General features: G+C 42.8%; 19 protein-coding genes. 1 reads left to right on the forward strand and 18 read right to left on the reverse strand.

From position 1 onward, the window contains the following. Nucleotides 1-362: 362 nt before the first annotated feature. The 8 genes from ACXLDX_RS02135 to ACXLDX_RS02170 form a co-directional block, all read right to left on the reverse strand. Nucleotides 363-1,175, reverse strand: coding sequence for a 4Fe-4S dicluster domain-containing protein (locus tag ACXLDX_RS02135; protein ID WP_457575543.1), 813 nt, complete (start codon nucleotides 1,173-1,175; stop codon nucleotides 363-365). 35 nt (nucleotides 1,176-1,210) lie between these two features. Further along, entirely contained in the window at nucleotides 1,211-3,454 is a 2,244-nt protein-coding gene (locus ACXLDX_RS02140) for a molybdopterin-containing oxidoreductase family protein (protein ID WP_457575544.1), read from the reverse strand. Beyond that, the gene (locus ACXLDX_RS02145; RefSeq protein ID WP_457575545.1) at nucleotides 3,429-4,019 is read right to left on the reverse strand and encodes a TorD/DmsD family molecular chaperone; all 591 of its coding nucleotides are present in this window, start codon (nucleotides 4,017-4,019) and stop codon (nucleotides 3,429-3,431) included. The genes ACXLDX_RS02140 and ACXLDX_RS02145 overlap by 26 nt, the downstream gene beginning before the upstream one ends. Nucleotides 4,020-4,320: 301 nt before the next feature. Further along, nucleotides 4,321-5,184: a lytic transglycosylase domain-containing protein gene (locus ACXLDX_RS02150; RefSeq protein WP_457575546.1), complete on the reverse strand. Its 864-nt coding sequence runs from the start codon at nucleotides 5,182-5,184 to the stop codon at nucleotides 4,321-4,323. A gap of 8 nt (nucleotides 5,185-5,192) precedes the next feature. Continuing rightward, the gene (locus ACXLDX_RS02155; protein WP_457575547.1) at nucleotides 5,193-6,506 is read right to left on the reverse strand and encodes a M18 family aminopeptidase; all 1,314 of its coding nucleotides are present in this window, start codon (nucleotides 6,504-6,506) and stop codon (nucleotides 5,193-5,195) included. Nucleotides 6,507-6,669: 163 nt separating this feature from the next. After that, nucleotides 6,670-7,326 (reverse strand): putative metalloprotease CJM1_0395 family protein, encoded by a 657-nt coding sequence (locus tag ACXLDX_RS02160; RefSeq protein ID WP_457575548.1) that lies wholly within the window; start codon nucleotides 7,324-7,326, stop codon nucleotides 6,670-6,672. Nucleotides 7,327-7,578: 252 nt separating this feature from the next. Beyond that, nucleotides 7,579-8,574, reverse strand: a complete 996-nt coding sequence (locus ACXLDX_RS02165; protein ID WP_457575549.1) for a TIGR00266 family protein — start codon at nucleotides 8,572-8,574, stop codon at nucleotides 7,579-7,581. 123 nt (nucleotides 8,575-8,697) lie between these two features. After that, entirely contained in the window at nucleotides 8,698-9,297 is a 600-nt protein-coding gene (locus ACXLDX_RS02170) for a hypothetical protein (RefSeq protein WP_457575550.1), read from the reverse strand. 1,742 nt (nucleotides 9,298-11,039) lie between these two features. Between ACXLDX_RS02170 and ACXLDX_RS02175 the strand changes: the two genes are divergently transcribed. After that, nucleotides 11,040-11,969, forward strand: a complete 930-nt coding sequence (locus ACXLDX_RS02175) for a manganese-dependent inorganic pyrophosphatase (RefSeq protein WP_457575551.1) — start codon at nucleotides 11,040-11,042, stop codon at nucleotides 11,967-11,969. Nucleotides 11,970-12,074: 105 nt separating this feature from the next. On the opposite strand, the gene ACXLDX_RS02180 is transcribed toward ACXLDX_RS02175, so the two are convergent. The 10 genes from ACXLDX_RS02180 to ACXLDX_RS02225 all read right to left on the reverse strand — a co-directional run bounded on the left by ACXLDX_RS02180 (nucleotide 12,075) and on the right by ACXLDX_RS02225 (nucleotide 22,350). Further along, a complete protein-coding gene (locus ACXLDX_RS02180) occupies nucleotides 12,075-12,926 on the reverse strand; it encodes a bifunctional UDP-sugar hydrolase/5'-nucleotidase (protein ID WP_457575552.1) in 852 nt (283 codons plus the stop codon). 457 nt (nucleotides 12,927-13,383) lie between these two features. Beyond that, nucleotides 13,384-14,115 (reverse strand): TlyA family RNA methyltransferase, encoded by a 732-nt coding sequence (locus ACXLDX_RS02185; RefSeq protein ID WP_457575553.1) that lies wholly within the window; start codon nucleotides 14,113-14,115, stop codon nucleotides 13,384-13,386. Nucleotides 14,116-14,338: 223 nt separating this feature from the next. After that, the gene (locus ACXLDX_RS02190; RefSeq protein ID WP_457575554.1) at nucleotides 14,339-15,415 is read right to left on the reverse strand and encodes a tetratricopeptide repeat protein; all 1,077 of its coding nucleotides are present in this window, start codon (nucleotides 15,413-15,415) and stop codon (nucleotides 14,339-14,341) included. 73 nt (nucleotides 15,416-15,488) lie between these two features. Next, the gene (locus ACXLDX_RS02195; protein ID WP_457575555.1) at nucleotides 15,489-16,772 is read right to left on the reverse strand and encodes a DPP IV N-terminal domain-containing protein; all 1,284 of its coding nucleotides are present in this window, start codon (nucleotides 16,770-16,772) and stop codon (nucleotides 15,489-15,491) included. A 39-nt stretch (nucleotides 16,773-16,811) separates the two neighbouring features. Continuing rightward, a complete protein-coding gene (locus tag ACXLDX_RS02200) occupies nucleotides 16,812-17,654 on the reverse strand; it encodes an energy transducer TonB (RefSeq protein ID WP_457575556.1) in 843 nt (280 codons plus the stop codon). A gap of 530 nt (nucleotides 17,655-18,184) precedes the next feature. Next, the gene (gene tolR / locus ACXLDX_RS02205) at nucleotides 18,185-18,616 is read right to left on the reverse strand and encodes a protein TolR (protein ID WP_457575557.1); all 432 of its coding nucleotides are present in this window, start codon (nucleotides 18,614-18,616) and stop codon (nucleotides 18,185-18,187) included. 4 nt (nucleotides 18,617-18,620) lie between these two features. After that, nucleotides 18,621-19,322 carry a protein TolQ gene (gene tolQ / locus ACXLDX_RS02210; protein WP_457575558.1) on the reverse strand — a complete coding sequence of 234 codons (702 nt, stop codon included), beginning with the start codon at nucleotides 19,320-19,322 and terminating at the stop codon, nucleotides 18,621-18,623. A 236-nt stretch (nucleotides 19,323-19,558) separates the two neighbouring features. Next, complete coding sequence (locus ACXLDX_RS02215) at nucleotides 19,559-19,996, reverse strand: 3-hydroxyacyl-ACP dehydratase FabZ family protein (protein WP_457575559.1); 438 nt, start codon at nucleotides 19,994-19,996, stop codon at nucleotides 19,559-19,561. A 1-nt stretch (nucleotide 19,997) separates the two neighbouring features. Then, complete coding sequence (gene fabG, locus ACXLDX_RS02220) at nucleotides 19,998-20,738, reverse strand: 3-oxoacyl-ACP reductase FabG (protein WP_457575560.1); 741 nt, start codon at nucleotides 20,736-20,738, stop codon at nucleotides 19,998-20,000. Nucleotides 20,739-20,946: 208 nt separating this feature from the next. Continuing rightward, nucleotides 20,947-22,350 (reverse strand): phytoene desaturase family protein, encoded by a 1,404-nt coding sequence (locus ACXLDX_RS02225; RefSeq protein ID WP_457575561.1) that lies wholly within the window; start codon nucleotides 22,348-22,350, stop codon nucleotides 20,947-20,949. Nucleotides 22,351-22,414: the final 64 nt, after the last annotated feature.

The following is a 22,414-nucleotide window of genomic DNA, read 5'->3' on the forward strand; positions in this document are numbered from 1 at the left end:
AATCATAGATTTGCCGTTCCTGTAAGGAGGTAAGTTTTATTCACTTCAGCCTGATTATGAGAGCAAATGAGACCGAGAGTATATAAACTGATATTCTCTTACTCAAAATTTCAAATGTTTTCTAGAGAAGTTTTCTAAAAACAAAAGCGTGCAGATTGAAAAATCAATCTGCACGCTTTTGTTTTTAAACGTGGGCAGTTTTTATTAAATCTACCCACATCCCTACAGGTACCTGAATCCGTCGGCGAACACGCCGAATGGAAGCGAGTTATTTTTCAGAATAAACGTGATTATAAATAATTATTTCAATTTGTTATTAAGAAAAAAATGAAAATTCGTCACGGATTCAGGATGAAAACTGTTTAATCTTTATCTTCTGATTTATTACTTTCATTCAACAGAATGGAACCAACAGCGCCGATCAGACCAAGATTTCTGATGGTTTTCATTGCCGGTTTTGCAAGAGACGCCAGCATGGCGCGACGTCTTGCGCTGCCCAGATCTGCAAGTTCCGGAGTATGAGTCCTGAAAAGAAGGCTCATGTCTTTCTTTTTGCCGTAGTAACGGGAATTGGGGCCGAGTTCACCGCCGTCGGGCTCAATTCCTTTGGCCCCTTTCTTAACATACTTTGAAACTTCTGAGTTCGGATCGTCAAGATCACCAAAGATCCTGGCTCCTGCAATGCAGGTCTGGACACAGGCAGGCACTCCGCCCGCCTCAACACGTGGTTTACAGTAGGTACATTTATCCGCCTTGCCGTCTTCCGACACATCGTCCACCAGGTCAGGGTTAACGTAGCGGGCATTGTACGGGCAGGCATCAGCACAGGCACCACAGCCGAGACAACGGCTTTTGTCTATCTGGACTGTTCCGTCAAAAGGATCTTTCCAGGTGGCGGCAACTTCCATTGTCTTTGTTTTTCCGGTTTTGGCATCCTTGAATGTAACTTCCACCGGGTCAGCCGGGCATTCCGGTACACAAACCGGATCTGTACAATGATTGCACAGTCCGGGATAGTAGGTGGAAGCCATTTCACCGTCAACCATTTCCGGCCCCATCCTGTAAACCCAGTTCCGGGCAAATTCCACTGGGACCTCCCATTCGGCCTTACAGGCTATGGTGCAGGCATGACAGCCGACACATCGTTCGAGGTCAATAATCATTCCATATTGCATTCCTTATTCCTCCTGAAGTAACCTTAAAAGCCGGTTTAAGCAGCCGTCGGGATATTGATGACTTTACCGTCCTTGATGAATTTGACAAAATTATTTCGCATTCCGTTTGCCCCGGTTTCAGGGTCCACACCAATTTTGGTTACCAGGCTCGTGTCATCAACACCTGCTCCAACTCCAACTGTCATAAGCGGATTGGCTGACCCATAACCATGTCCCATATAGACACAGTCTTTTCGTATACCTGGAGTGGTCTTGACAACAGTTGTTGTCCTGGATTTCACTCCGTCCTGATTGATAAAACCGACCTCGTCACCATCCTTCAGCCCCATTTTTGCTGCAAGCTCATCATTGAGCCAGACAGGATTCGTTGGCATGGCGCTGTGCAGCCAGACATTATTCTGGGTTCTGTTGAAGGTATGGACAGGGACGCGACCATAGATCAACCGAGCAAAACCAGCCGGTGGTTCATCAACAGGTTTATAGGTAGGCACTCCTGGGAAACCGGCATCTTCAATATCCTCATTATAAAAGACAACCTCAAAATCATCGGGCATGTTGTACGGGTTTTTACCAGGTTGAATATGAATGCCATCTTCCTTTTTCAACTGGGCCAGTGAAAGACCGGCAACCTTCAGATTTTTTTCCACCATATCTTCCGCGCTTTCCACCGGGATATCCTCTTCGTATCCCATGCGTTTAGCGATTTCGTTGGTAATATAAACCTGATCTTTCCGTTCAAACAGGGGAGAGACAAGCGGCATCCTGGCTGAAATAAACTGCTGTTGTTTTTCTGATAAATCCCATTGGGTCCCTGTTTTGATGTAATCATATCTTTCCAGATAACTGACTTCAGGAAGAAGTATATCCGCCCACATGGTTATATCTGTAGGCATCACATCAACGCACATGACAAAGTCCATCTGCCTGAGAACGTTCTTCATTTTTTCCTGACCGGGAATAGTCTGGATAGGATTCTGACCCCAGACAACACATCCTTTAATCGGATAGGGCTTACCTGTCAGTGCCGCATCGCGAATGAGTTCAGTGGGTGTTCCCGGAGGGGTGAAAGGATGGTATAATTCATCATCACTGTTGAGATTGAGGTTGAATTCTTCCTCATGTTCCTTGTGTGCCCAACTGAGTTTACCAACCTTTGGCCCAATTGAGGGCACCCAGCCACCTTTAACATAAAAGGCACCCAGAAGACCAGTCAGGCAGGCCAGGGAGCGCTGGCGTTGAAAATCGTTGCCATACCAGGAGACATGTCTGCCTGGATGAATGGAGACATTTGGTGCGTTATCCGCCAGCAGCTCGGCCACCTCTTTTATCTGCTGTACCGTAAGATCACATTCTGCAGCAGCTTTTTCAAGGCTCCACTCTTTAATACCTTTGGCAAATTCTTCGAAACCATCACCATATTCGTCAACGAAATCAGCATCATATTTTTTGGTTGTAATGAGATAATTCATTATACCAAGGAGAAAAGCAGTATCGGTACCCGGTTTTATTGGAACCCAGATATCTGATTTTGCAGCGGAAGCGGAATAACGTGGATCAACAACAATCAGTTTAGCGCCGTTCTGTAACCCCTTCAGGTATCGTTTAATATGGGAGACATGAATGTTTTCACCAAAATGGCCTCCAAGAAGGAAAATGACCTTGGCATTAGGCATGTCAACTTTCTCTCCGGGTGCTTTGCCGATAGTCGCCACGTAGGCAGTGTCCCGAATTCCCCTGCACTGGAAAAAAGACGCTTCACTGACATTTTTTGTGCCGACAGTCCTCTCAAAGAAATGCATGGGATACTTTGCTGAAGAGCCATGGGGAAAAACGCAGATGCCTTTTGCACCGTATTTGTCCTTAACAGCCTTCAATTTAGTCCCGCATTCATCAAGAGCGTCTTTCCAGGAAATCTTTTTCCACTTGGGGTTTCCACGTTCACCGACATTTTTCAAGGGGAATTTCAGTCGGTCTGGATCGTAAAGAAGTTTGATCCCGGCGTTACCTCTTGCACAGATAGAGGTTCCATTGTCAATCGATTTCGGATTTCCCTCAAGTTTTACGAGGCGCCCACCCCTTTTTTTACCAACAAGCTGGCACCGCCAGAAACACATCTCGCAAATGCCCCCAACTACGGTTTCATCTTTGAAAGAGCCTTTTGCCTCTAGGGGAGAACGTTTGACACCGCTCTCTGATGCTATTGCCCGGGAAAGGGGCAAAGCTACAGCTGCCAAAGAGGCAGATTGTAAAAATTTACGCCTCGTTAAGTTGAACGCCATATTCCTTTTCCTCCTTTGTGAAAAAGTCGATTAAAGTAATGATGATACGATAAAAAGGGTGTTTTGCTTCCTTTTTTACCAGTTTTGAAAAAGTTTCAAACCAGGGCAGAAAATAGGTGCCTAAAAATTCGTTTTCACTTTCCTGATCTTTATCTTCGGCTAAAAACGACAGAAATTCAAGTTGATGTATCAGATTGTCAGGGAAATCAGCTTTTTCGGTCAGAATATATCCTTTAGAATGATAGTACTGCAAGACCTGCTCCGCATATTTACCCTGCAGGGATTTATCAAAATAAACAGAACCGTAAGGAGGAGCCGCGACATGTGGAAAACCATTGATGAAAAGTCGGGTATACTCTACCTGTAAATCCTCCAGAAAATCCCTGCTCTTTTTTATCTCAGTATCAATCGCATCCTTTTCTTTTTCACCACCCAGCGCATCGAGAAGAGTATAAAGACTTCCCAGGTAGGTTTCATTCATCCAGTCAGTTTCCGGGTACTGCATGCTTTGGGCGCAGAACCTGTATATCGTTGCTATATGGTCTGTTGAAAGAGAGTCTGTCATTAAAGAATTCCTGAGAAAAACCGACCGGCTGAACAATCTTTATAGATGTCGGAAATTTTAATATTTATAGCTGGTTAAGAGGAAAATGTACCACAATGTAAGCAATTTGATAATACTTTTGAATAATAAATTTGTAAATACCACAGTGTAGTGTGTTGATGTCATTTTCCGTTGATTTCAAATAACAAAAACACCTGTCATTATTGATACAATGTCGCATATTTTATCAACTACAGCAGGGATTGTAAATATTAAATTAATATCTAAAATAGAATGGTCGTACTTTATTTTGTAAAAAATGTCATGGAAAGGGTCTTTGCCTGAGCAAATAGATAAAATAATTGTTAATTTTGCCTATTAAATCTTCAGTTTCACGAAAAGGGGCGTGTTTTCCCCGGGCGAGAGACTCGGTATTCTCTCCTGCATTCCAGGCTGAAACGACAAGATCGAGTCTGCCGTTAAATTTATAATTGTATTTAGCAATCAGATAACATGTCAGCAGAATATTTACAGCGGGATCAAAAAGGTCTCTTTTTTTAAGATTTTTCAGGGTTGTTTTTGAAACATGTCGGAAATGTGTTCGTGATTCACTCAACTCCTTTGCCGCTTCCTTCCCTGTAGAATAAAGGATCTGCCCAAGGCCGATCGCCTTTCGATTCGACACAGCCCTGGGGTTGGCTCCGGATTCAGCAAGGATAAGGGCCCGGATAAAGTTCGGGTTAACCTTGTGTTTTGGTACAAAATAGGAAAAATCAGCAAAATATCGTATGAGATGGTCAAAACGAGCTAGTTTCTCTATTTCATTTTGTTCTATTTTTTTGTTTTTAAATTTTTTGAGAGACTGGTCGAGATCTGCCCAGGAAGTGTTAATCATACCCAGAAGAATCAGCACTGAAATGATAAAATGTTTTATACTGAAACATTTATCTGAAAATCCGCAGTCAAAAGTTATACCGCCGCAGTTGAGAATTTTATTAGTTTTTTGTGGCTGAGCCATTGAGTCCGGCCATGCCGGTTTATTTGAAAATCCGCAGCGAGGAAGTTCCTTTAGCCGCAGTCGGGTTTTCTTTTCTTTGCCGTTGATAAGCCTGAACCATTCGGTCCAGTCATGTTGTTTTGTCTGCCTTGCGTTGTCGCGTTTTGTATGGGACCTGGAAAAAAACATGGGACGATTCATTGACGAACGACCAGCCCGTTCATATCCATCTGCATGAACCCGGATGTAGTGCGATACAGGAGAAAGGGATCTGCGGCTCCAGTAAATTCGCGAATGGAATGCATGGCAAGTGTAGGAATACCCACATCAACAGTTTTGATACCAAGGCGGGCTGCAGTCATCGGTCCAATTGTGGACCCACAAGCCATATCGCTTCTCATAACGAATTCCTGAGGGTTCACCTCTACTTCATTGCAGATTTTTTTGTAAATTGCGGCGCTGATACTGCTGGTTGCATAGCGTTGATTGGCGTTTATTTTAATAACAGGAGCCATGTTGAGAAAAATCTTATGGGCCTTATCTGATTTACTTGTGAAATTTGGATGGGTCGCATGGCTGTTATCTATGGAAATGAGAAAAGATTTTTCCAGGGCTTTCAATCTCATGGCCGGATCTGGGATAATGCGCTTGAAAAAAGATTCAGCAAAGTTGGATCCGGCCCCGGCTACGGAAACAGAGCCGTTTTCCTCATGGTTTGTACAGAGAAGCAGACAGTTTTTCCTCATCTTACCGGCCCCAATTGACTGCATACCGACAAAACAACTCAACAGGTTATCAAGCTTACCTCCACAGATGAATTCTTTTTTATGACCTGTAAAAACAGGTGGTTGTGTGTCATAGCAGGATAGGTCGAAAGTCAGGATACTGCCAATTTTTTCCTGGGGATATTCCTGTTTGAGTTGTTCGAGGAGCAGTGTTTTCAGGTCAGGCAGTTGCCCTGTAATCGTTTGTGCAAGAAGGGGAGGCAGGTCATCCTGGGCATTGATTTCATTTTTCCTGTTGGCTTCACGGTTAAAATGAATGGCCAGGCTTGGAATAACAAGCATTGGTCGCTTGAAATCTACCAGGAAAACAGCCAGACTACCATCCTGCATCAGACAGCAGGTCCTGCCGGCCAGGGAAAGATCACGATCAAACCAGGTCTGGAGAAGTGGTCCTCCATATATTTCTACCCCAAGTTTGAGGTAAGTATCCTGTTCTATGTCCGGCAATGGTTTAATTTGTAGACACGGGCTGTCCGTATGAGCCGCCAGAATACGAAAACCGTCTTCCGGTTTCTCATCTTTTCCAAGAGTACAGGCAATAATTGAGCCATTATCTCTGATATGATAGTAGGAGGAGCCAGGATCTGCAGAGAGGGTTTCCAGGTCGAGCAATTGGGAAAAACCATGGTCATCAAAAAACTGTTTCATCTGAAAAACCGCATGATATGGAGATGCGGATTCTCTGAGAAAAGAAAAAAGCTGACTGTTAAAAATTGTCTGGTTCATTTTAAAAAATTAAGTTGACTTAAGGTAATCCTTGTTTGATCACCGGATACGCAGAGAAGATGTGTGTTAATCATGTTTGATTTTTGAATTGTATAGTGATATTTCGATTTTTTATTAAGAAAATTAGGAAGATGACGCGGGTTCAGTGTGATGACAGATGGAACTACGTTGGATTTTTCTGGAGGGCCGCTATTGTCTCATACCTGCTGAGCGCCATTTGAATGACCATTGTGTTTTGCTGTGTATTTGACGATGATTCAGATAAAGACGGGTCTTTTTCTGAATCCAAAAGGACTTCCTGGGTTTTCAGAAGAAGTTCTTTTCTTGCGGCAGCTTCTTTAACAGCCGCCTGCGCAGCTATCCGTCTGTCAGCAGAAGAAGGATTCTGCGGAGCCAGAGCGGCACGCTTAATGGTCTCCATTTTACTGATTGTGGCTTCCGGGCTGTTTTCCGTGCTGACATCAATGGGAACTTCACCAGACACGGCATAGGCACGGCCATCCGGTCCCTTCTGTGTGGTAAAATGAGCTCCACCTCCTGCATAACGCCCGGCTGCAGCAAGATGTGCCTGTTCGTGGGTCCGGACTTCTCGATCCCGTTTTTTCAGACTCTCAAGAATACGTAAGTCATCCTCGCCGAGCTGCACCGGTCCGTTCAGATTTTCATTTTTCTCTTTTATGTTTCCGGAAGATTCTCCTGACAGAGATACCTTGTCTTTGACCACATACTGACTCACAGGGGAAGAATTGTTCCCGTTGTTTTCCGGATATCCCTGCAGGTGAGACCTGTTGAGATAATTTGCTGGAGAAACAGTTGTCATAATCTGCGGGAGAGTAACATTTTCAAGGAATCGTCTTTATGGAGTAATTACAGTTCAGATGTAATAAAATCATATAATTGCTACCCCTGTGAGTAGTTACTTTATGGAAATGATGCCTGATAGTTAAGGTCCATCCATAAATGGTCTTTTTCCTGCATTCCACGTTGCAGGAAAAAGAAAATCATTCACAGGTAACTCTGAAATTATAAGGGAAAAAGTGTAAAATGGCAAATTCGGTGCCACTTCCATGAATCAGCGCTGAAAGAGATTCCCCAGCTCTCCCAGTACAGATCCCTCGCCGGAAGTTGAGAATCCAGCATTGTTCTGGGGTGCAGCCCTGTGGATTCGGCCAGCCAGGCGGGAAAATGGCAAAGACTGCAGCCAGACGTGGCCTGGTCCCGTAAGCGTAGTGAAGAAAAATCCTTCACCGCCGAATATTGCTGATTTTATACCACCAACAAACTGGATATCATAGTCAACCGTACCGGTCATGGCAACTAGACAACCTGTATCAATTCGCAGTGTTTCACCGGCCTGAAGATCTTTCTGCACTATGGTTCCTCCGGCATGAACAAAGATCTGCCCATCACCTTCGAGTTTCTGCATAATGAAACCTTCTCCACCGAAAAGGGCCGCCCCGATTTTTTTCTGAAATTCAACGCCGATTGAAACACCTTTGGCGGCACAGAGAAAAGCATCTTTCTGACAGACCAGTTTGCCCTGATAGTCTTTCAGGTCAAGGGGAATAATTTTACCGGGATAGGGTGATGCAAAGGCAATTTTCCCTTTATTCTCGCCTTTAAAGGTGAAAATCGTGGTGAAAAGACCTTCTCCGGTAATAAGTCGTTTTCCAGCACCAAGCATTTTCTCCAGGAATCCACCACGTTCAGAAGCAACACTACCATCACCAAAAACGGTTTCCATTTCAATGCCATTGGACATGTACATCATTGAACCGGCTTCAGCGACTGCACTTTCATCCGGATCCAGTTCAATTTCCACATACTGCATTTCATGGCCGAAAATTTCATAATCGATTTCATCGGCTCCTCTTTGAAGGGGAGGAGAGGGAGGTATCTCTCTGTTCTGCAGTTCAGAAACCGAGGAAAGGGGGACCCAGTTTTCAAATCCCTGTTTCCATACCAGCGTATCATTATTATAGACACCGCTGTCCAGATTTGTCTGCACCTGATAAGACGAAAAAGGACCTTCCTGTTTTCCATTTACTGCCACATACCAACTGTCCATAATATTTCCTTTGTTCCTTGTTCCTGTACACTTATACCTGAAATTGCAGAATTTAGGTTTTACTAAAACTCACCTGTGCGGGTAAAAAACGTGAAAAGCTTGAGTAAAGACTTCACAGCCACCTTAAAAATATTTTTCTTTAAGATCATATAGCTTGTCAAGGTATTCTTCCCTGTAACGCAGGTTTTTCCCAGTATTTTCCATTTCCTCAATCAGTGAGTCTATGGCCGGCCGTAAATCAATACCATGCCTGTTGTATCCTTCTGAATTCGCCCTGTCGATTATTAATACAGCATAAAAACTGATGGCCATGCGTGAAGCTGAATCTCTTCTGAAGAGATAAAGTCTTCCTCCCATCGTACTCTGAAAGAAACTGGCATAATCGTAAAGTTCCTTATCTGTAAAAATTATACCGTATTCTTTTTGGAGGGCATCAGGGTATGAAGTCAGCTCATAAAAAGTTTTGATTATTTCCTCAAAGGAAGGCTTTTCCCGATCCAGAATTCCCTTGAGTATAAGAATATTTTTTTTCCCAAGAATCCTGAAAAAATGGGCTGTATTTTTTAAAATTGTGAACAGATCATCTGTCTCATTGGTCACCACAGGAGGAGTGTCGAACAGTTTCTGCAGCAATTTTGAAAAATGAATTTTACTTGGCTCGGAAAGATGGAAATCCTTCATGTACTGCTGCTGGTCCAGATGGTCGTAAAATCCGTTAAGCAAGGCAATGAGTTTCCGGGGAACTGAGTTTTCCTGCCCTTTTTTCAGCAAGGCAGTATTTTGTACATTCTCTATATCCGAATGTATTTCGGTATTTTCTGGAATATTATGTTGCCTCTCTGAAGGTTTTTCCTCTGTGAATATTTTTTCCTTTGTGTCCGGTCTGTCAGAAGTGGGAACAGAGCTGCCATGAGTTTTTTCTTTAGCTATGACAGATTTGTCTCTACTGGTTCTTGTAGAATTTACAGATTGTGTATCCGGGCCAATTGGTATTTCTGTTGAGTTCTCAATCTGTTTATAGGGGGATTCTGATTTGGCCCGAATTGATTTTTGTTCCGTATAAAAATAAAAAAAAGCTATGAAAATACTGATCAAAAAGCAAAAAACATACAAAGCTGTAGTTGATCGTCGCCTTACCCGGGAAGTTGACCGTTGCTTTTTCTCTCTTTCTTTCATTTTTCCTGATTTTTTTATGGGCCCTGCGAGGCAGCTACTCACTGGGCTGCAACTCTAAGATTTTATTGCCTCTGAATTGTAATTACTCTCCCAAAGTCGTTAACTTAAGGGGAAAATAATTTAAAACAGTCCAATTCTGACCTTGGCCGAGACCTGAATGGGACTCATGGCTTAAATTAATCTGATTACGTATGAAACTCAGCCTGTTATTTGTGAGTCTGTGGATGTGCCTGTTAAACCGGCACATCCACAATTTGGCTGAGTTTCATGGGTAATCAAGTAAATTAATGACCTTTATGACTCACCTGCCACAGATTTTACCGGAACTTCTGTTCACTGCAGGTTATGCCTGAGCGGACAAAAAAGTATGTGAAAAGCTGAGGTGCTTGTGAGTAATAACAAATTACGGGTAAATTCATTCAAAGCAGCCATAGTGAGTGCCTGTCCATAGTTGGTCTTTTTGCCCGATATATACGTTGGCCGAAAAATTTTATCCGCGGAGGTAAGTGTAGACTCCGATATTAATTATATGCCTGCGGTAAAATTTCCCGTGCACCTTGCTCTCGAACAAAAGTCCTCAGTTCTGGACAGACACTAGTGAAGATACTATATGGCATTTGTAATGTCACGGCTAACTGTATACTGGGCTGGATAAAACATAATCGCTCACAGGCACCCAAATTTTTCATGGTCTCTTTTGTCCGCAAAGGCAGACTATAGTGAAGAAGAACCTGCAAAAATCTGTGGCAGGTGACCAATTACCACACTGAGCCGAATCCTGAGTTTTACAGGATCTCTCATCTACTTTGTTCTCAGTAGTTTAAAGGATGAAAACAGGGTTGTGCCTTTGCGCCAGACCCCTCCGGCAGAGAATCGAAGATTCGAGCTTTCCGGTTGACCGATTCAGGTTAAAATAATTTTTCAGAATATGTGCTGCTTACTGGAATTGTACACGCTATATTATGCTTGACTCGATAGCCGGAAGGAACTATTTTGGTGTGTTAACGGATTTTTCTCGTTCCGCGAAAACTCAGTCAGATTAAGAAGCTTTTTCCTTAACCGGCAGAGTTGCAATCAGGGATGTTTTTAAGGTTCAGCAGTGTTTATACTTAGATCCTGCGCACCAGAAAATGAAAAACGAAATTTTAATCTTAATGTATTGAGATATATTTTAAAAAATTGGTAATTCACCTGTTGAGTGAATGTATATTTTTCGTTTTCTTTATCCTGCAGGATTTAAGTTACATAGTTTACCCCTTTTTTATAATTTTACTTTTGGAGGAACACAAATGACTATTTCCGTGGTAGGACATTCCAATCCTGATACTGATTCAGTAACAGCGTCAATTGCACTGGCAGCACTGTTCAATGCTCAAGGTCAGGAAGCCCAGGCCTGTATGCAGTGCGCTGCTGCAGATCTCAATCCGGAATCTAAAGTGGTATTGGAAAAATTTGGTCTCGAGGCTCCTGCAGAGATCAACGATGCGGCCGGAAAAGATATTGCTCTTGTTGATTTCAGTGATCTGGCCCAGGGACCAGCTAACTTGGCGGATGCGAATGTAGTCGCAGTTGTGGATCATCACAAGGTTGGTGATCTGACCACAAACAATCCGATTCTCTTCAGGGCGGAACCTGTAGGGTGCACAGGAACTGTTTTGAACAAAATGTTTAAAGAAGCTGGCGTCTCCATACCAAAAAATGTGGCTGGAGGAATGTTGGCTGCTATTCTGAGTGATACTGTTAATTTCAAGTCGCCCACCTGCACTGAAGACGACAAAATTGCAGTAAATGATTTGAAAACAGTTGCCGGTGTGGATGATACTGATGCCCTTTTTATGGATATGCTGAAGGCGAAATCTTCAGTAGATGGAGTACCGGCAAAAGATCTTCTTTTCCGCGATTATAAAGATTTTGATATGAACGGAAACAAAGTGGGAGTCGGCCAGCTGGAGCTTGCCACACTTGATCAGGTTGCTGATATTCGCGATGATCTGATCAAAGCTATGGAAGAAGTGAAAGCCGATGGAAGACATTCTGTTCTGCTCATGCTCACTGATGTTGTTAAAGAAGGTACGGATCTCGTTGTGATCTCAGATGATCCTGCATTGATAGAGAATGCTTTTGAAGGAAAACTTGAAAGCAACTCCATGTGGATTGATGGTATGATGAGTCGTAAAAAGCAGACAGTACCCAACCTGCAGAAGGCTTTTGGCTGTTAATGCAGTAGAAAAAAGAAACTGTACGTTGTAAGCAAATAATGGCGGTAAGATCTTTAAATGTAGATCATGCCGCCATTATTTTTCCTGATTGTCCCTGAACTGTAATTACCCTCGGTTGCCCTTAAGGTATTCTTCTATTTTCTCTTTCAGCTCACTGATCATTTTATCTATGATTGCGGAGCCGCCGGATTCAGGTCGAATGGGGAGAAGCAAACCCTTGAACTGGTTTGCTGAAGGATTGTCCAACCGTTCCTTTTCAAGTATGGAGAATTTCTGATTGAGGTCTTTTTTTCGTTTTTGCAGTTGAGTATGTTTTCGTGCAAACAGATCCTCGGATAACAGGTTCCGCTTGTTCACCAATTCATTTATTTGAAGGTCGACGGCCGAAATCCTTTTTTTGAGTGACGTGATCATCAGGGAATAGTCATTTTCCCAGCGGCTTTCGGGACCAAATTTGAGCACCAGTTTTCCGATATATTTACCTCGCCCCTTAACCTGGGTCAGAAGGCAGTTGCCAAAAACCTGTGGTGCGAAATTCCCTCTTTTCCTGTCTGCCGAAATAATGATATCAATTTCGGGAACAGTTCTGGCAATAATCCTGTTATCTGAAAACGGAAGATTTGAGAGAAGAATAATCATGCCTGCTTTTTTCTTGAGAACTTCAACTTGTTCGAACAAAACATCTTTCCAGTTTTTTACTGTAAATTCAGAATTATACAAACTATCTTTTCCAGTCATACCGATAATGGCAATGGTCAGATTGTCAACTTCCCTGGTAATATATGGAGCAAAAAACAGCTTCTCATCTCCAGTAAAAATATTTGCAGAAATCCAGGGGAAATGATTGTCTTTCGTTCTTAAGAAAAAATCTTTTCCAGCAGAAAGATCACTGGCACTTACAGCCACAGCATCATATCCTGTTTCAAGATAAGCTTTTGTAATTGTTTCAGCCGTCACTAATTCAGGATATGTCCGGTGATCAGTTCTCTGTTTTTTAAAAAGGAGATTGCCTGAATCTACAATGAGAGTATTGGCTCTCCTGTCACCAGTTCTCTTTTGAATGAAATGTGCTTTACTGGACAGTCCGCCCAGTTGATTGGATTTTCAACCGCAGGGTTCAGTTTCTCCAAGGACCGAATTGGAAAAAAAGACCACAATATCTGTCTTTGCTCCTGCCGCTGTGCAAGAGGGGACGAGAATGGAAGAGTGCAGCAGGGTAAAGATAAAAATAATAAAAATATATTGATGTTTCATAAAATTGTCTCAACCTGGAAATAGAGTATTTATCATCTGTGCCTGAATCCGTGACAGCTTCGTGATTATTTGGGTAAGAATTTGAAAAATTAATATAAAAATATCAAAACGATGCATTTAAACGATCACGGATTCAGACTGTATTCCTGAAATGCAGACATCAGGTCGTAATGAGCATGAGAAATTCCCTGTTGCCTTTCGGGCCGAGAATTGGGGAGGGGACGCATCCTATGCTTTTAAGTCCTGACTTCCGTATAAACTGTTCAATTTTATGGATAGTTTCCTGGTGAAGCTGTGGTTCTGTGATCACCCCACCAGGTGGTATTTTCTCTCTTGAAAGCTCAAATTGGGGCTTTATCAGGGTGAGAATTGTTACATTTTGTGAGAAAAGAGTGACAATCGGAGAAATAAGCTTGGTTATGGAGATAAATGATACATCCATTACAACCAGATCTATGGTTTCACCGAGATGTGATGGAGTGATATTCCTGGCATTGAATCGTTCAAAAATAACCACCCGGTTATCCTGTCTGAGCTTCCAGGATAACTGTCCGTATGCCACATCAACAGCATACACTTTTTCGGCTCCATGCTGAAGCAGACAATCAGTAAATCCGCCGGAAGATGCGCCGATATCAACGCAGATCTTACCTTGAGGCGATAAATTGAAATGGTCAAGGCCTTTTTCAAGTTTGAGTCCACCCCTTGAAACATAGGGTATTCTGTCCTTGACCCGGATTTGAGCATCAGCAGGGTAGAGCAGACCCACCTTGTCCGCCAGTGAGTCGTCAACTAGAACCTCCCCGGCACCAATCATGGCCCTTGCCTTTGCAAGATCAGGTGCAAGTCCCTTTTGAAGGAGGAGTTGATCAAGTCTGGTGTTTTTTTTCAACGTAATTAAGAAATTACTGCTGCAGGTTTCAATAACCAGCAGTATCTCCCTGTAAGGTTAAGACTACCTTGAAAAATTGCTTTGCCACCCGGTTAGCGGGGATACAGGATAATGAAAAATGCTCTTATACATTTAAGTTTCGCACTTCCAGTTAAATACCTGCGCTTATTTTTTGCAGTCTTTGATTTTGAATAAAATTAATCATTTCATCGTTGACGTGACACTAGAGTTTTGCAAGTCTTTTTCTTGCAATTTCAGCTTCCGGTGAAGAGCCGTGTTGTTTCAATATTTTTTTATAAATTACACGGGCAGTACCCTTGTCCGACAGTTTTTCAAATGCCAGTCCCTGTTTCAACATGGCCGCAGGCGCTTTCACATGATCAGAATTTTGAGAAATAATTTTCTGATACTGCATGATAGCCTTGTCATATTCTTTTTGTTTGAAAAGGCATTCACCCATCATAAACCGACCCTCTACCTTGTTCCGGGATGAACCATTTTCAGCAATTTGTTCAAAAAGGGAAAAAGCCTTGGTGAATTTATTGTTATTATATAATTTCATGGCTTTTTCCATGTCATTATTAACAGGAGTTGCCAGTTGTTTCTTTCCGGATTTAATATTCTCCTTTGGTGTTTTAACCTGTGCAATGGAGGTAGGTTTGACTTTTTTCCCGGAAACAGCATTGGTTTTTTTCTGTGGGGCTGCCGGAACTGAATATTTTATTTTTTTCCTGCTTGCCAGCAGATGCTTGCCCCGTGTTTTTTTCAGACCTGCATTACTTGCTGCAAGTGCCTTTGCCCTGGCAGCTGCCGCAGCGCGGGCTGCAGCCTGTGCCTTCATTTCAGCGTCCCGAATTCTCGCTTCTTGAATAGCTTTGAGATGTTCATTCTGCAGACGGATCTGCTCATTGAGTTCATTGAGTTTTCTCTCTTTTTCCTTCTGTTTTTCTTCTATAGCCCTGAGAAGTTCTTCTCGCTTTGCTTCTTCAGTCATTGCAACTTCAGTGATTGATTCCGCAAGTTCTTTATTGTTTTCCCTTAACCGTCTGTTCAGGTGGTTGGTTTCTTCGAGCTGACTCTGAAGTTCAAGAATTTCCCGTTCGAGCTGGTCCATTTTTCCAGAAGAGGCAGCCTGTCTTTTCTGCAGTTGACCAAAGGTCGTCGATTTCATGTCTTCGAGTTTTTTATTCACGATCCGCAATTGATAGCGGAGATCATCGATATCAGCCTGGGAGGCGCACTGGATAAGAAATGGACTGCAGGCACAGACAAGAGCCAGATTCAGGAGAGTTTTTTTCATGATAAAAAATATATTATTATTAAATTATTAGTAAATTATAGCTTTCCAGGTATTGTCTATAGATGGTCTGGGGTTATCTTGACCATTGAGGATAAGTCTGACTACCAGGGAAAGAGAACATTCTTCTTTGAAATGAGCCATTTTTCATTATAACGTATATCTGGTGTCTTTTGCCATCCCGTTTTGCAAAGGCTATCTGATTTCCGTCCGGTGACCATACCGGGGATTCATGGTGACTGAGATCAACGGTCAGTTGAGTTGGGGGCTCATCTTTTAGCGGATTCATTGTAAAAAGCTGATATACTCCATTTCTCAGGCTGGAATAAACAATTTTGTTTTCGGTTGGAGACCAGTCCGGCTCGGCATTTTCCGTACCTTCAAAAGTAAGACGTTTTATTTTTCTGTTTTTCATGTTCAGCAGATACAATTGGGGTTTACCGCTTCTGTCTGAAACAAAAACGATATAACGTCCATCTGGTGACCATGTCGGGGAAACATTTATACCGGATTTACTGGTAAGCTGCTCCAGTATATTTCCTTTGCTGTCAAGAAGATAGAGGTCAGGAGTCCCGCTTTTGGAAAGAGTGAGGACCATACGAGTGCCGTCCGGCGACCATGCGGGTGCAAGGTTGAGTCCTTTCCTTCTTGACAAAGCCCGGGTTGTTTTAGACTGACGCAGATCAGTAATATAGAGGTTCTGGTTGCCTGTATGGTACGAGGTATAGGTGAGATAAATACCGCCGGGCTTGAACCTTGGTGAGACTGTGAGATTTCTGTGGCGGGTGACCTGCCTGAGTTTTTTCCCCAGGATATCGGTAAGGTATACTTCTTTGACTTTTTTAACCCTGGAGACAAATGCAATTTTTGTATTTGCAATGCCTTCTACACCTGTGAGTGTTTTGATAACATGGTCACAATATTTAAAAACCATTTTGTCCTTCTGGCCCATCGGGCCGGAAAAGGATTTTCCCATGATGACTTCATTTCCAGCAACATCAAAGAGCCGGAGTTCAAGCTTTATGCTTTTTGGTGCAAGACTATAGCTTCCAAAAATAACGTAATCAACACCATGCCTTTTCCAATCAGCCTTAAGGCTGCCGCCATAACTGGAGACCGGCAAAATTGAAATTATTCCATGAAACTTCAGTGATTTTGCCAGGGTGTCGGCCAGGTCTCTGCCAAGACGCTGTCTATGACCATCGAGATTTTTATTGTTAAACCAGGGTACAGCAATATTGATTTTTCTTGTTTCCGGTGCAGTGATGTCGAGATATACTCGATTTGCTCCAGAAACACTGCCCGTTAAAAAAAGAATTGTAAGAATAAAAAGACCGGTGGTAATTCGTAATATATTCATCGTGTTTTCAGTAGATTATTTTTTATCCAAAAAGAATTACTATCGTATTGAACCGGGTTTAAAACGTAATCCTATTTCATACCGCTGCTTTTTCATTGCTGGAGGAATTGGTGGCAGAGGGCTTGCCGATTCGATGGTTTTTGTCACAAACTGGTCAAAGATCCTGTCCCCGGATTTCTTTTCAAAAAACATATTTACAATATTACCGTTTTTGTTGATTGTAATAACCACTACCGCTGTCAACTCCGGCTTCTTCTGCATATATTCAGGAAGGGACCAGAACTGATGCAACCTGGCAAAAATAGCGGCGTGGTATTGTCCCTGCAGAAGATTCATACTTCCTGAGATCCGGCTGTTACCTGATGTTTTTTCAGCAGGTGTGGATTGTGCTGCAGCAGGCGGTGAAAAAGAATCTTTTTTTAGAAGTTCCCGTTCCCTCTGAAGTTCCTCAAGAGCTTTTTTTGCCCGCTTTTCCGCGATCTCTTCCTGGCGCAAAGCCTCAGCAAGCTTTTGCCGCTTGATTCTTGCGAGTTCATCACGGCTCTGAGTTTTGGCTTTTCTGCGTACTTTTTTTCTTTTTTTACGTTTAAGAGGTTTAATGGAAACAGCTTTCCTGGGTGATTTCACAATCTTTTTAACAGGAACTGCAACGGGAGCTATTTTTTTTGCTTTTACAACCGGGGCATTTTTTTTTATCGCAGGAGCTTTCTCCACAACCGGCTCCGGTGCAACATCCGCAACATTAATAAGACTGACAGTATAAATGTCGGCAAATTTCGGTTTCGCATCAAAAAAACCGGGAAGGTAGATTGCTCCGGCTATAAGAAGAAAATGTAGGCCAATTGCGATAGTGGACGGTATTTTCCATTCACTTTCAGACATAACTGTAATGTTACTACTCACGGGGTTTATAGCTCTGTGTTTTTATGACCCTGAACTGCAGGCCACCTTGATATCGACCTCAATCCGTGACCAAAGGGTATCACCGCACTCGAGATTTTCATTAGTTTGTGCCTGTCCATAGTTGGTCTTTTTGTCCGATATCTGCGTTGGCCGATAAATTTTATCCTCGGAGGTAAGCGTAGACTCCGATATCAATTATATGCCTGCGGTAAAATTTCCCGTGCATCTTGATCTCGAACAAAAATCCTCATTTCTGAACAGACACTTGTCCCTTCAACACCGCCCTGACGTATCTTGCTTGTCCTTTTTCGCGCCATTCTGCCTGAGGCTTATGTTACACAGCTCTATTATGCGCTCAAAGCCGCAGGCAGAATGGCACAAAAAATTACAGCGCAATATTACGTCATTTCATCGTTGACGTGACATTAGTTTGTTGAGGCCGAGCCATAGGTTCCGGATTCAGGATCGGATGAAAATATAAATTTCTCAAGGTGCCCTGCAATTTTAAATCACCTGGGCACTGGCTGTTTTTTTTCCGAAGGTTTGGTAATCATACCTATTTTATCAAATCCGACAGCTTTGATATCAGCCATGACTCCAACGACAATCCCATACGGTACATTTTTATCAGCTCTCAGGAAAATCGGCTGTTTTTTATTCATGGCGTAATTTTTTTCAAGCTCCTGTACCATGAGGGCTCTCACCTGCACAACGTTATTTATGCTTATCTGCCCATCTTTATCGATAGTCACAACAATGGGCTTTTCTTCCTGTCTCAATGACTTGGAGGTGGTTTCCGGCAGGTCGATATTCAAACCCTGGGTCATCATGGGAGCAGTGATCATAAAGATAATAAGTAAAACAAGCATAACATCAACGAGGGGAGTAACGTTGATATCAGACACCAGACGCTTTCTTCCATTTCTGTTCACTGGCCCCATCTTTCTACACCCTGCTTATCATATCTCTTTCAACAAGATTCAGAAAATCAGTTGTGAAATCATCAATTTCGCTCTGAATATAATCAAGCTGATTAGAAAAATGATTGTAAAAAATAACTGCAGGAATGGCCACAGCCAGTCCTGCTGCAGTAGCCACCAGAGCCTCAGAAATACCGGGGGCGACAACTGCAAGCGAGGCTGATCCTCTCTGACCGATATCATGAAAGGAGACCATAATTCCCCAGACTGTCCCGAACAGACCGATAAAAGGGGTGGCACTTCCAGTGGTTGCCAGAAAAGGCAGATTTTTCCCTAAAGAATTCATTTTCCGGGATTCAGCCTTTCGTACCGCCCGTTTAAGATTATCCATGGTTGCCAGCTGCATGTCCAGAGATTCACCAGAGGTACCGGTTTCTTTTTTACTGCGGATTTTGTTTATTTTCTGCAGTTCATTAAAACCGGTTATAAAAACCTCCGCCTCAGGGCTGTAATCAAAATCTTCTGCTGCCACAAGTGCCTCGCTGAGGTTGGCAGAGCTCCAGAAAGTTTCAAGAAAATCTTCTGAATCCAATCGAACCTTTTTGAACAGTCGGGCTTTTGTGATCACTATTGTCCAGGAGACAATAGAAAAAATAAGGAGCGTTAACATGACCAGCTGACCCACCGGGCCAGCATGGAGTACCATATCAGTTATTGAGAGCTGCACAACTTATATCCTTTAAATAATGGAGAGTCTGTAGGCTACCCTGTGGTAAGTCAGAACGTTTTTGATGCCATTCGAAGTTTTCTTATAATGCCACACAAATGGCTTTTACCTGGGAGCAGTATCTTACCTGCTTTGAACAAAAATTCAACCGCCTTGATTATTTTGCCGCTTGTGGAAGTTCTTGAGGTAACTTTGTAAAATCGCTTTAACAGGAAATGATTTTTCAGAAAACAATCTTATTCTGCCGGAGCCGCCAGAGCACAGGAAAAATTTACTGTAACTGCTGTTTTCCGGCCGACTGAGAGCTTTCCTTTCAAAAAACATACGCCTGCCAGAATTTCTTTGAGTGTGACCTGAACAGTTACAGAATCACCGGGATTTACAGTTCTCTTGAATCTGGCATTTTCTATGCGTGTAAGAACCGGAACTTTTCGAATTCCGTTCTCGTTGATCAAACCTTTTTCTGCCATGAGAAGAGCACCACTCTGAAAAATTATTTCACAGAGCAGAACCCCGGGCATTAAAGGATTACCGGGATAGTGACCTGTAAAAATATCCAGATCTTCAGCAATGTGTTTTTCCGTTACAATAGTATCCCCGTCAAGGGACAAAATAGTATCAACCCAGAGAAAAGGAGGTCTGTGGGGAATAAGATCTGTAACTGAATGTTGCATTCTACAGCCCGCCTGTGATTTCCAGGACCGCTCCTGTGATATAGCCGGCACCGGGTCCGGCCAGAAAAAGAACACTTTCTGCAATTTCCTGCGGTGTACCGAAACGACGCATGGGAACCATTTTTTTATAGGCAGCTACCTGTTCTTTAGAGAGATCATTAATAAACTCCGTTGCAATAAACCCAGGTGACACACAGTTCACTGTGATTTTTTTTCTTGCAACTTCTTTTGCCAGGGTACGGGTCAATCCTATCTGTCCGGCCTTGGAGGCTGCGTAATTTGCCTGTCCTGAGAATCCAAGATGAGAAACAGGGGAGGTGATGTTTATAATACGGCCGTATTTTTTTTTCATCATGAGCATAACTGCATGTTTGCACATGAAAAAAGTGCCACTCAAGTTCACGTTAATGACGTCTTGCCAATCCTGATCCTGCATGAGTGCCAGAATGGAATCCTTCCTTATTCCTGCATTATTGATCAGCACATCAATGTCTTCAAATTGTTCTTCAATTTCCGCAAAGAGTTCCTGTACAGCATTCTTATCGGAAACATCACACCGGAATAACGTGAGTGAGGATGCATGTTCAGTATTTTCTTCAAGAAAAAGATCTGCGGTTTTCCTGTTCCCACCATAAATACCTATAACATGGGCACCCTCATTGACAAAAGCTTCTGAAATGGTTTTTCCAATTCCCCGGGTTGCACCTGTAACAATTACTTTCTGTCCTTTAAAAATTTCCATATTGGGTGTATTCCTTTTCACATCTTTCCAGGCCGTCAGAACTGTTTTTCACCAGATCTCCGGGAGACATATGAGCAGTTACGAAAAATGCTCACAGGTGACTAACGTGGTGTGGTTTTTAATCTCCCGGTTCCTTGTCCCCGAATGAAAATGCTCGTTTTCAAGGCTCTCTCCAGTATTACTGAGTTTCACGGATCATCAGGAAAAACTAAGATCGAAGGTAACTGTCAACATCATTGGAAACAATTACTCCATAATTAATAGCTCCAAGCCATCCCGACATTATTATTCCTACTGAACCGACATGAAAAAGTCCTGGAACTTCCTTGAAGATTGATCTGGAAATATCAAGGCCTTCAAATTTGGTGCCGAAGGATGTCCCCCGGGTGTGCAGGGTGTATCTGTTGAATGTCCTTGGTGTAGCTGCTTCTGTCCAGTCAATTTTTTCTGCGACATCGGGAAGATACCTCTGCAGATCTTTGACACTTCTGGCAATGAGTTTTTCTTTTTCGGCCTGGTAATGATCCTCGTCCAGTCCGCTCCAGTCTTCATAACGGCTGTTCATTGAAGCAACCACGGTATAGCGGTTCAACCCCGGTCGTGTTTTGGGATAGTATATTGAAAAAGTTTTGGATTTTGTCTCAATATCAAGCAACTCCTCCGAGTCAAATTGTGGTGCGGTTGAACTGAAGATAAGATCTCCTATATCCTTTATACTTTCACCATTTTTAATACCTATATAAACCTGGCAACTGGAGTTGTTGACTCTGATTTTATCTGCCCGGGCCATGTATTCATCTGAAAAAACTTCCCTGCCGGCCAGATTGTGGATTGTGTTCGTTATACCGCTGTTTGAAACTACAGCCTTTGCAGTGATAACCTTTCCGAAAACTTCCACTCCCCGAACCTTGCCCTGTTCAACCACTATTCTGTCAACACGTGCCTGGGTACAGAGAGTTACTCCGTTTTTCTCCAGCTCATCACCCATCATGCCGATCAGTTTATCGGTGCCACCTTTGAAGGTAAACACCCCACGATTCATGAAATTTGAAAAAACGATTCCATAAGTAATGGCAGGATCGTCAAGGGTTGAACCGTTCGCATAAGTTATCGGCTCCATAAGAAAACGATGGACATCAGTCCTGCCCGGGAAAAAATTCTCAAAAAGTTCACGGGTGGACATGGTGCGGTCATCATAAAAATTCATTCCAGACACCGTTTCAAAAAAACGATCGATAACCGAACGGGATATAGAAAAATGATGCTCAAGGATACGTGTGAAATCGTCCTTGTCAAAGGTTGTTCGAAGAGAAAACTGAGGATTGTCGAAAACTATATTTTTAAGTTGAACTATTGACTCCATGATGGCTTTGTTCCAATACTTTTTGCATGTTTTAACCATGCCGTATGGAAAGCCGTGCAGAGAGATATCAAAAATATGTCCCTTGCGCTTGAACCAGGTGGCCAACCCCCCGAGCCTGTGATGATGTTCCAGCAGGAGAACCTTGTGCCCGCAATAGGCAAGCCGGTTTGCCGCAGTCATTCCACCCAGTCCCGAACCAATTATTATAGCATCGTAATTCTCTGAAAGTTGTGAAAATGTTTTTGGCATTACTTATTGAAAAAAAATGATTCCGAACTGAAGGCCATCTTGAAAAGATGTCTTTTCGTTCAAT

The organism is Desulfomarina sp. (genome assembly GCF_054039375.1).

What these genes read in the sequence shown, in the direction of transcription:
- ACXLDX_RS02190 (WP_457575554.1), bottom strand. Translation starts at nt 15,415, where the DNA reads ATGAAAAAAACTCTCCTGAATCTGGCTCTTGTCTGTGCCTGCAGTCCA.
- ACXLDX_RS02155 (WP_457575547.1), bottom strand. Translation starts at nt 6,506, where the DNA reads ATGAACCAGACAATTTTTAACAGTCAGCTTTTTTCTTTTCTCAGAGAA.
- tolR (WP_457575557.1), bottom strand. Translation starts at nt 18,616, where the DNA reads ATGGGGCCAGTGAACAGAAATGGAAGAAAGCGTCTGGTGTCTGATATC.
- ACXLDX_RS02175 (WP_457575551.1), top strand. Translation starts at nt 11,040, where the DNA reads ATGACTATTTCCGTGGTAGGACATTCCAATCCTGATACTGATTCAGTA.
- ACXLDX_RS02195 (WP_457575555.1), bottom strand. Translation starts at nt 16,772, where the DNA reads ATGAATATATTACGAATTACCACCGGTCTTTTTATTCTTACAATTCTT.
- ACXLDX_RS02150 (WP_457575546.1), bottom strand. Translation starts at nt 5,184, where the DNA reads ATGTTTTTTTCCAGGTCCCATACAAAACGCGACAACGCAAGGCAGACA.
- fabG (WP_457575560.1), bottom strand. Translation starts at nt 20,738, where the DNA reads ATGGAAATTTTTAAAGGACAGAAAGTAATTGTTACAGGTGCAACCCGG.
- ACXLDX_RS02145 (WP_457575545.1), bottom strand. Translation starts at nt 4,019, where the DNA reads ATGACAGACTCTCTTTCAACAGACCATATAGCAACGATATACAGGTTC.
- ACXLDX_RS02215 (WP_457575559.1), bottom strand. Translation starts at nt 19,996, where the DNA reads ATGCAACATTCAGTTACAGATCTTATTCCCCACAGACCTCCTTTTCTC.
- ACXLDX_RS02140 (WP_457575544.1), bottom strand. Translation starts at nt 3,454, where the DNA reads ATGGCGTTCAACTTAACGAGGCGTAAATTTTTACAATCTGCCTCTTTG.
- ACXLDX_RS02165 (WP_457575549.1), bottom strand. Translation starts at nt 8,574, where the DNA reads ATGGACAGTTGGTATGTGGCAGTAAATGGAAAACAGGAAGGTCCTTTT.
- ACXLDX_RS02135 (WP_457575543.1), bottom strand. Translation starts at nt 1,175, where the DNA reads ATGCAATATGGAATGATTATTGACCTCGAACGATGTGTCGGCTGTCAT.
- ACXLDX_RS02160 (WP_457575548.1), bottom strand. Translation starts at nt 7,326, where the DNA reads ATGACAACTGTTTCTCCAGCAAATTATCTCAACAGGTCTCACCTGCAG.
- ACXLDX_RS02225 (WP_457575561.1), bottom strand. Translation starts at nt 22,350, where the DNA reads ATGCCAAAAACATTTTCACAACTTTCAGAGAATTACGATGCTATAATA.
- ACXLDX_RS02200 (WP_457575556.1), bottom strand. Translation starts at nt 17,654, where the DNA reads ATGTCTGAAAGTGAATGGAAAATACCGTCCACTATCGCAATTGGCCTA.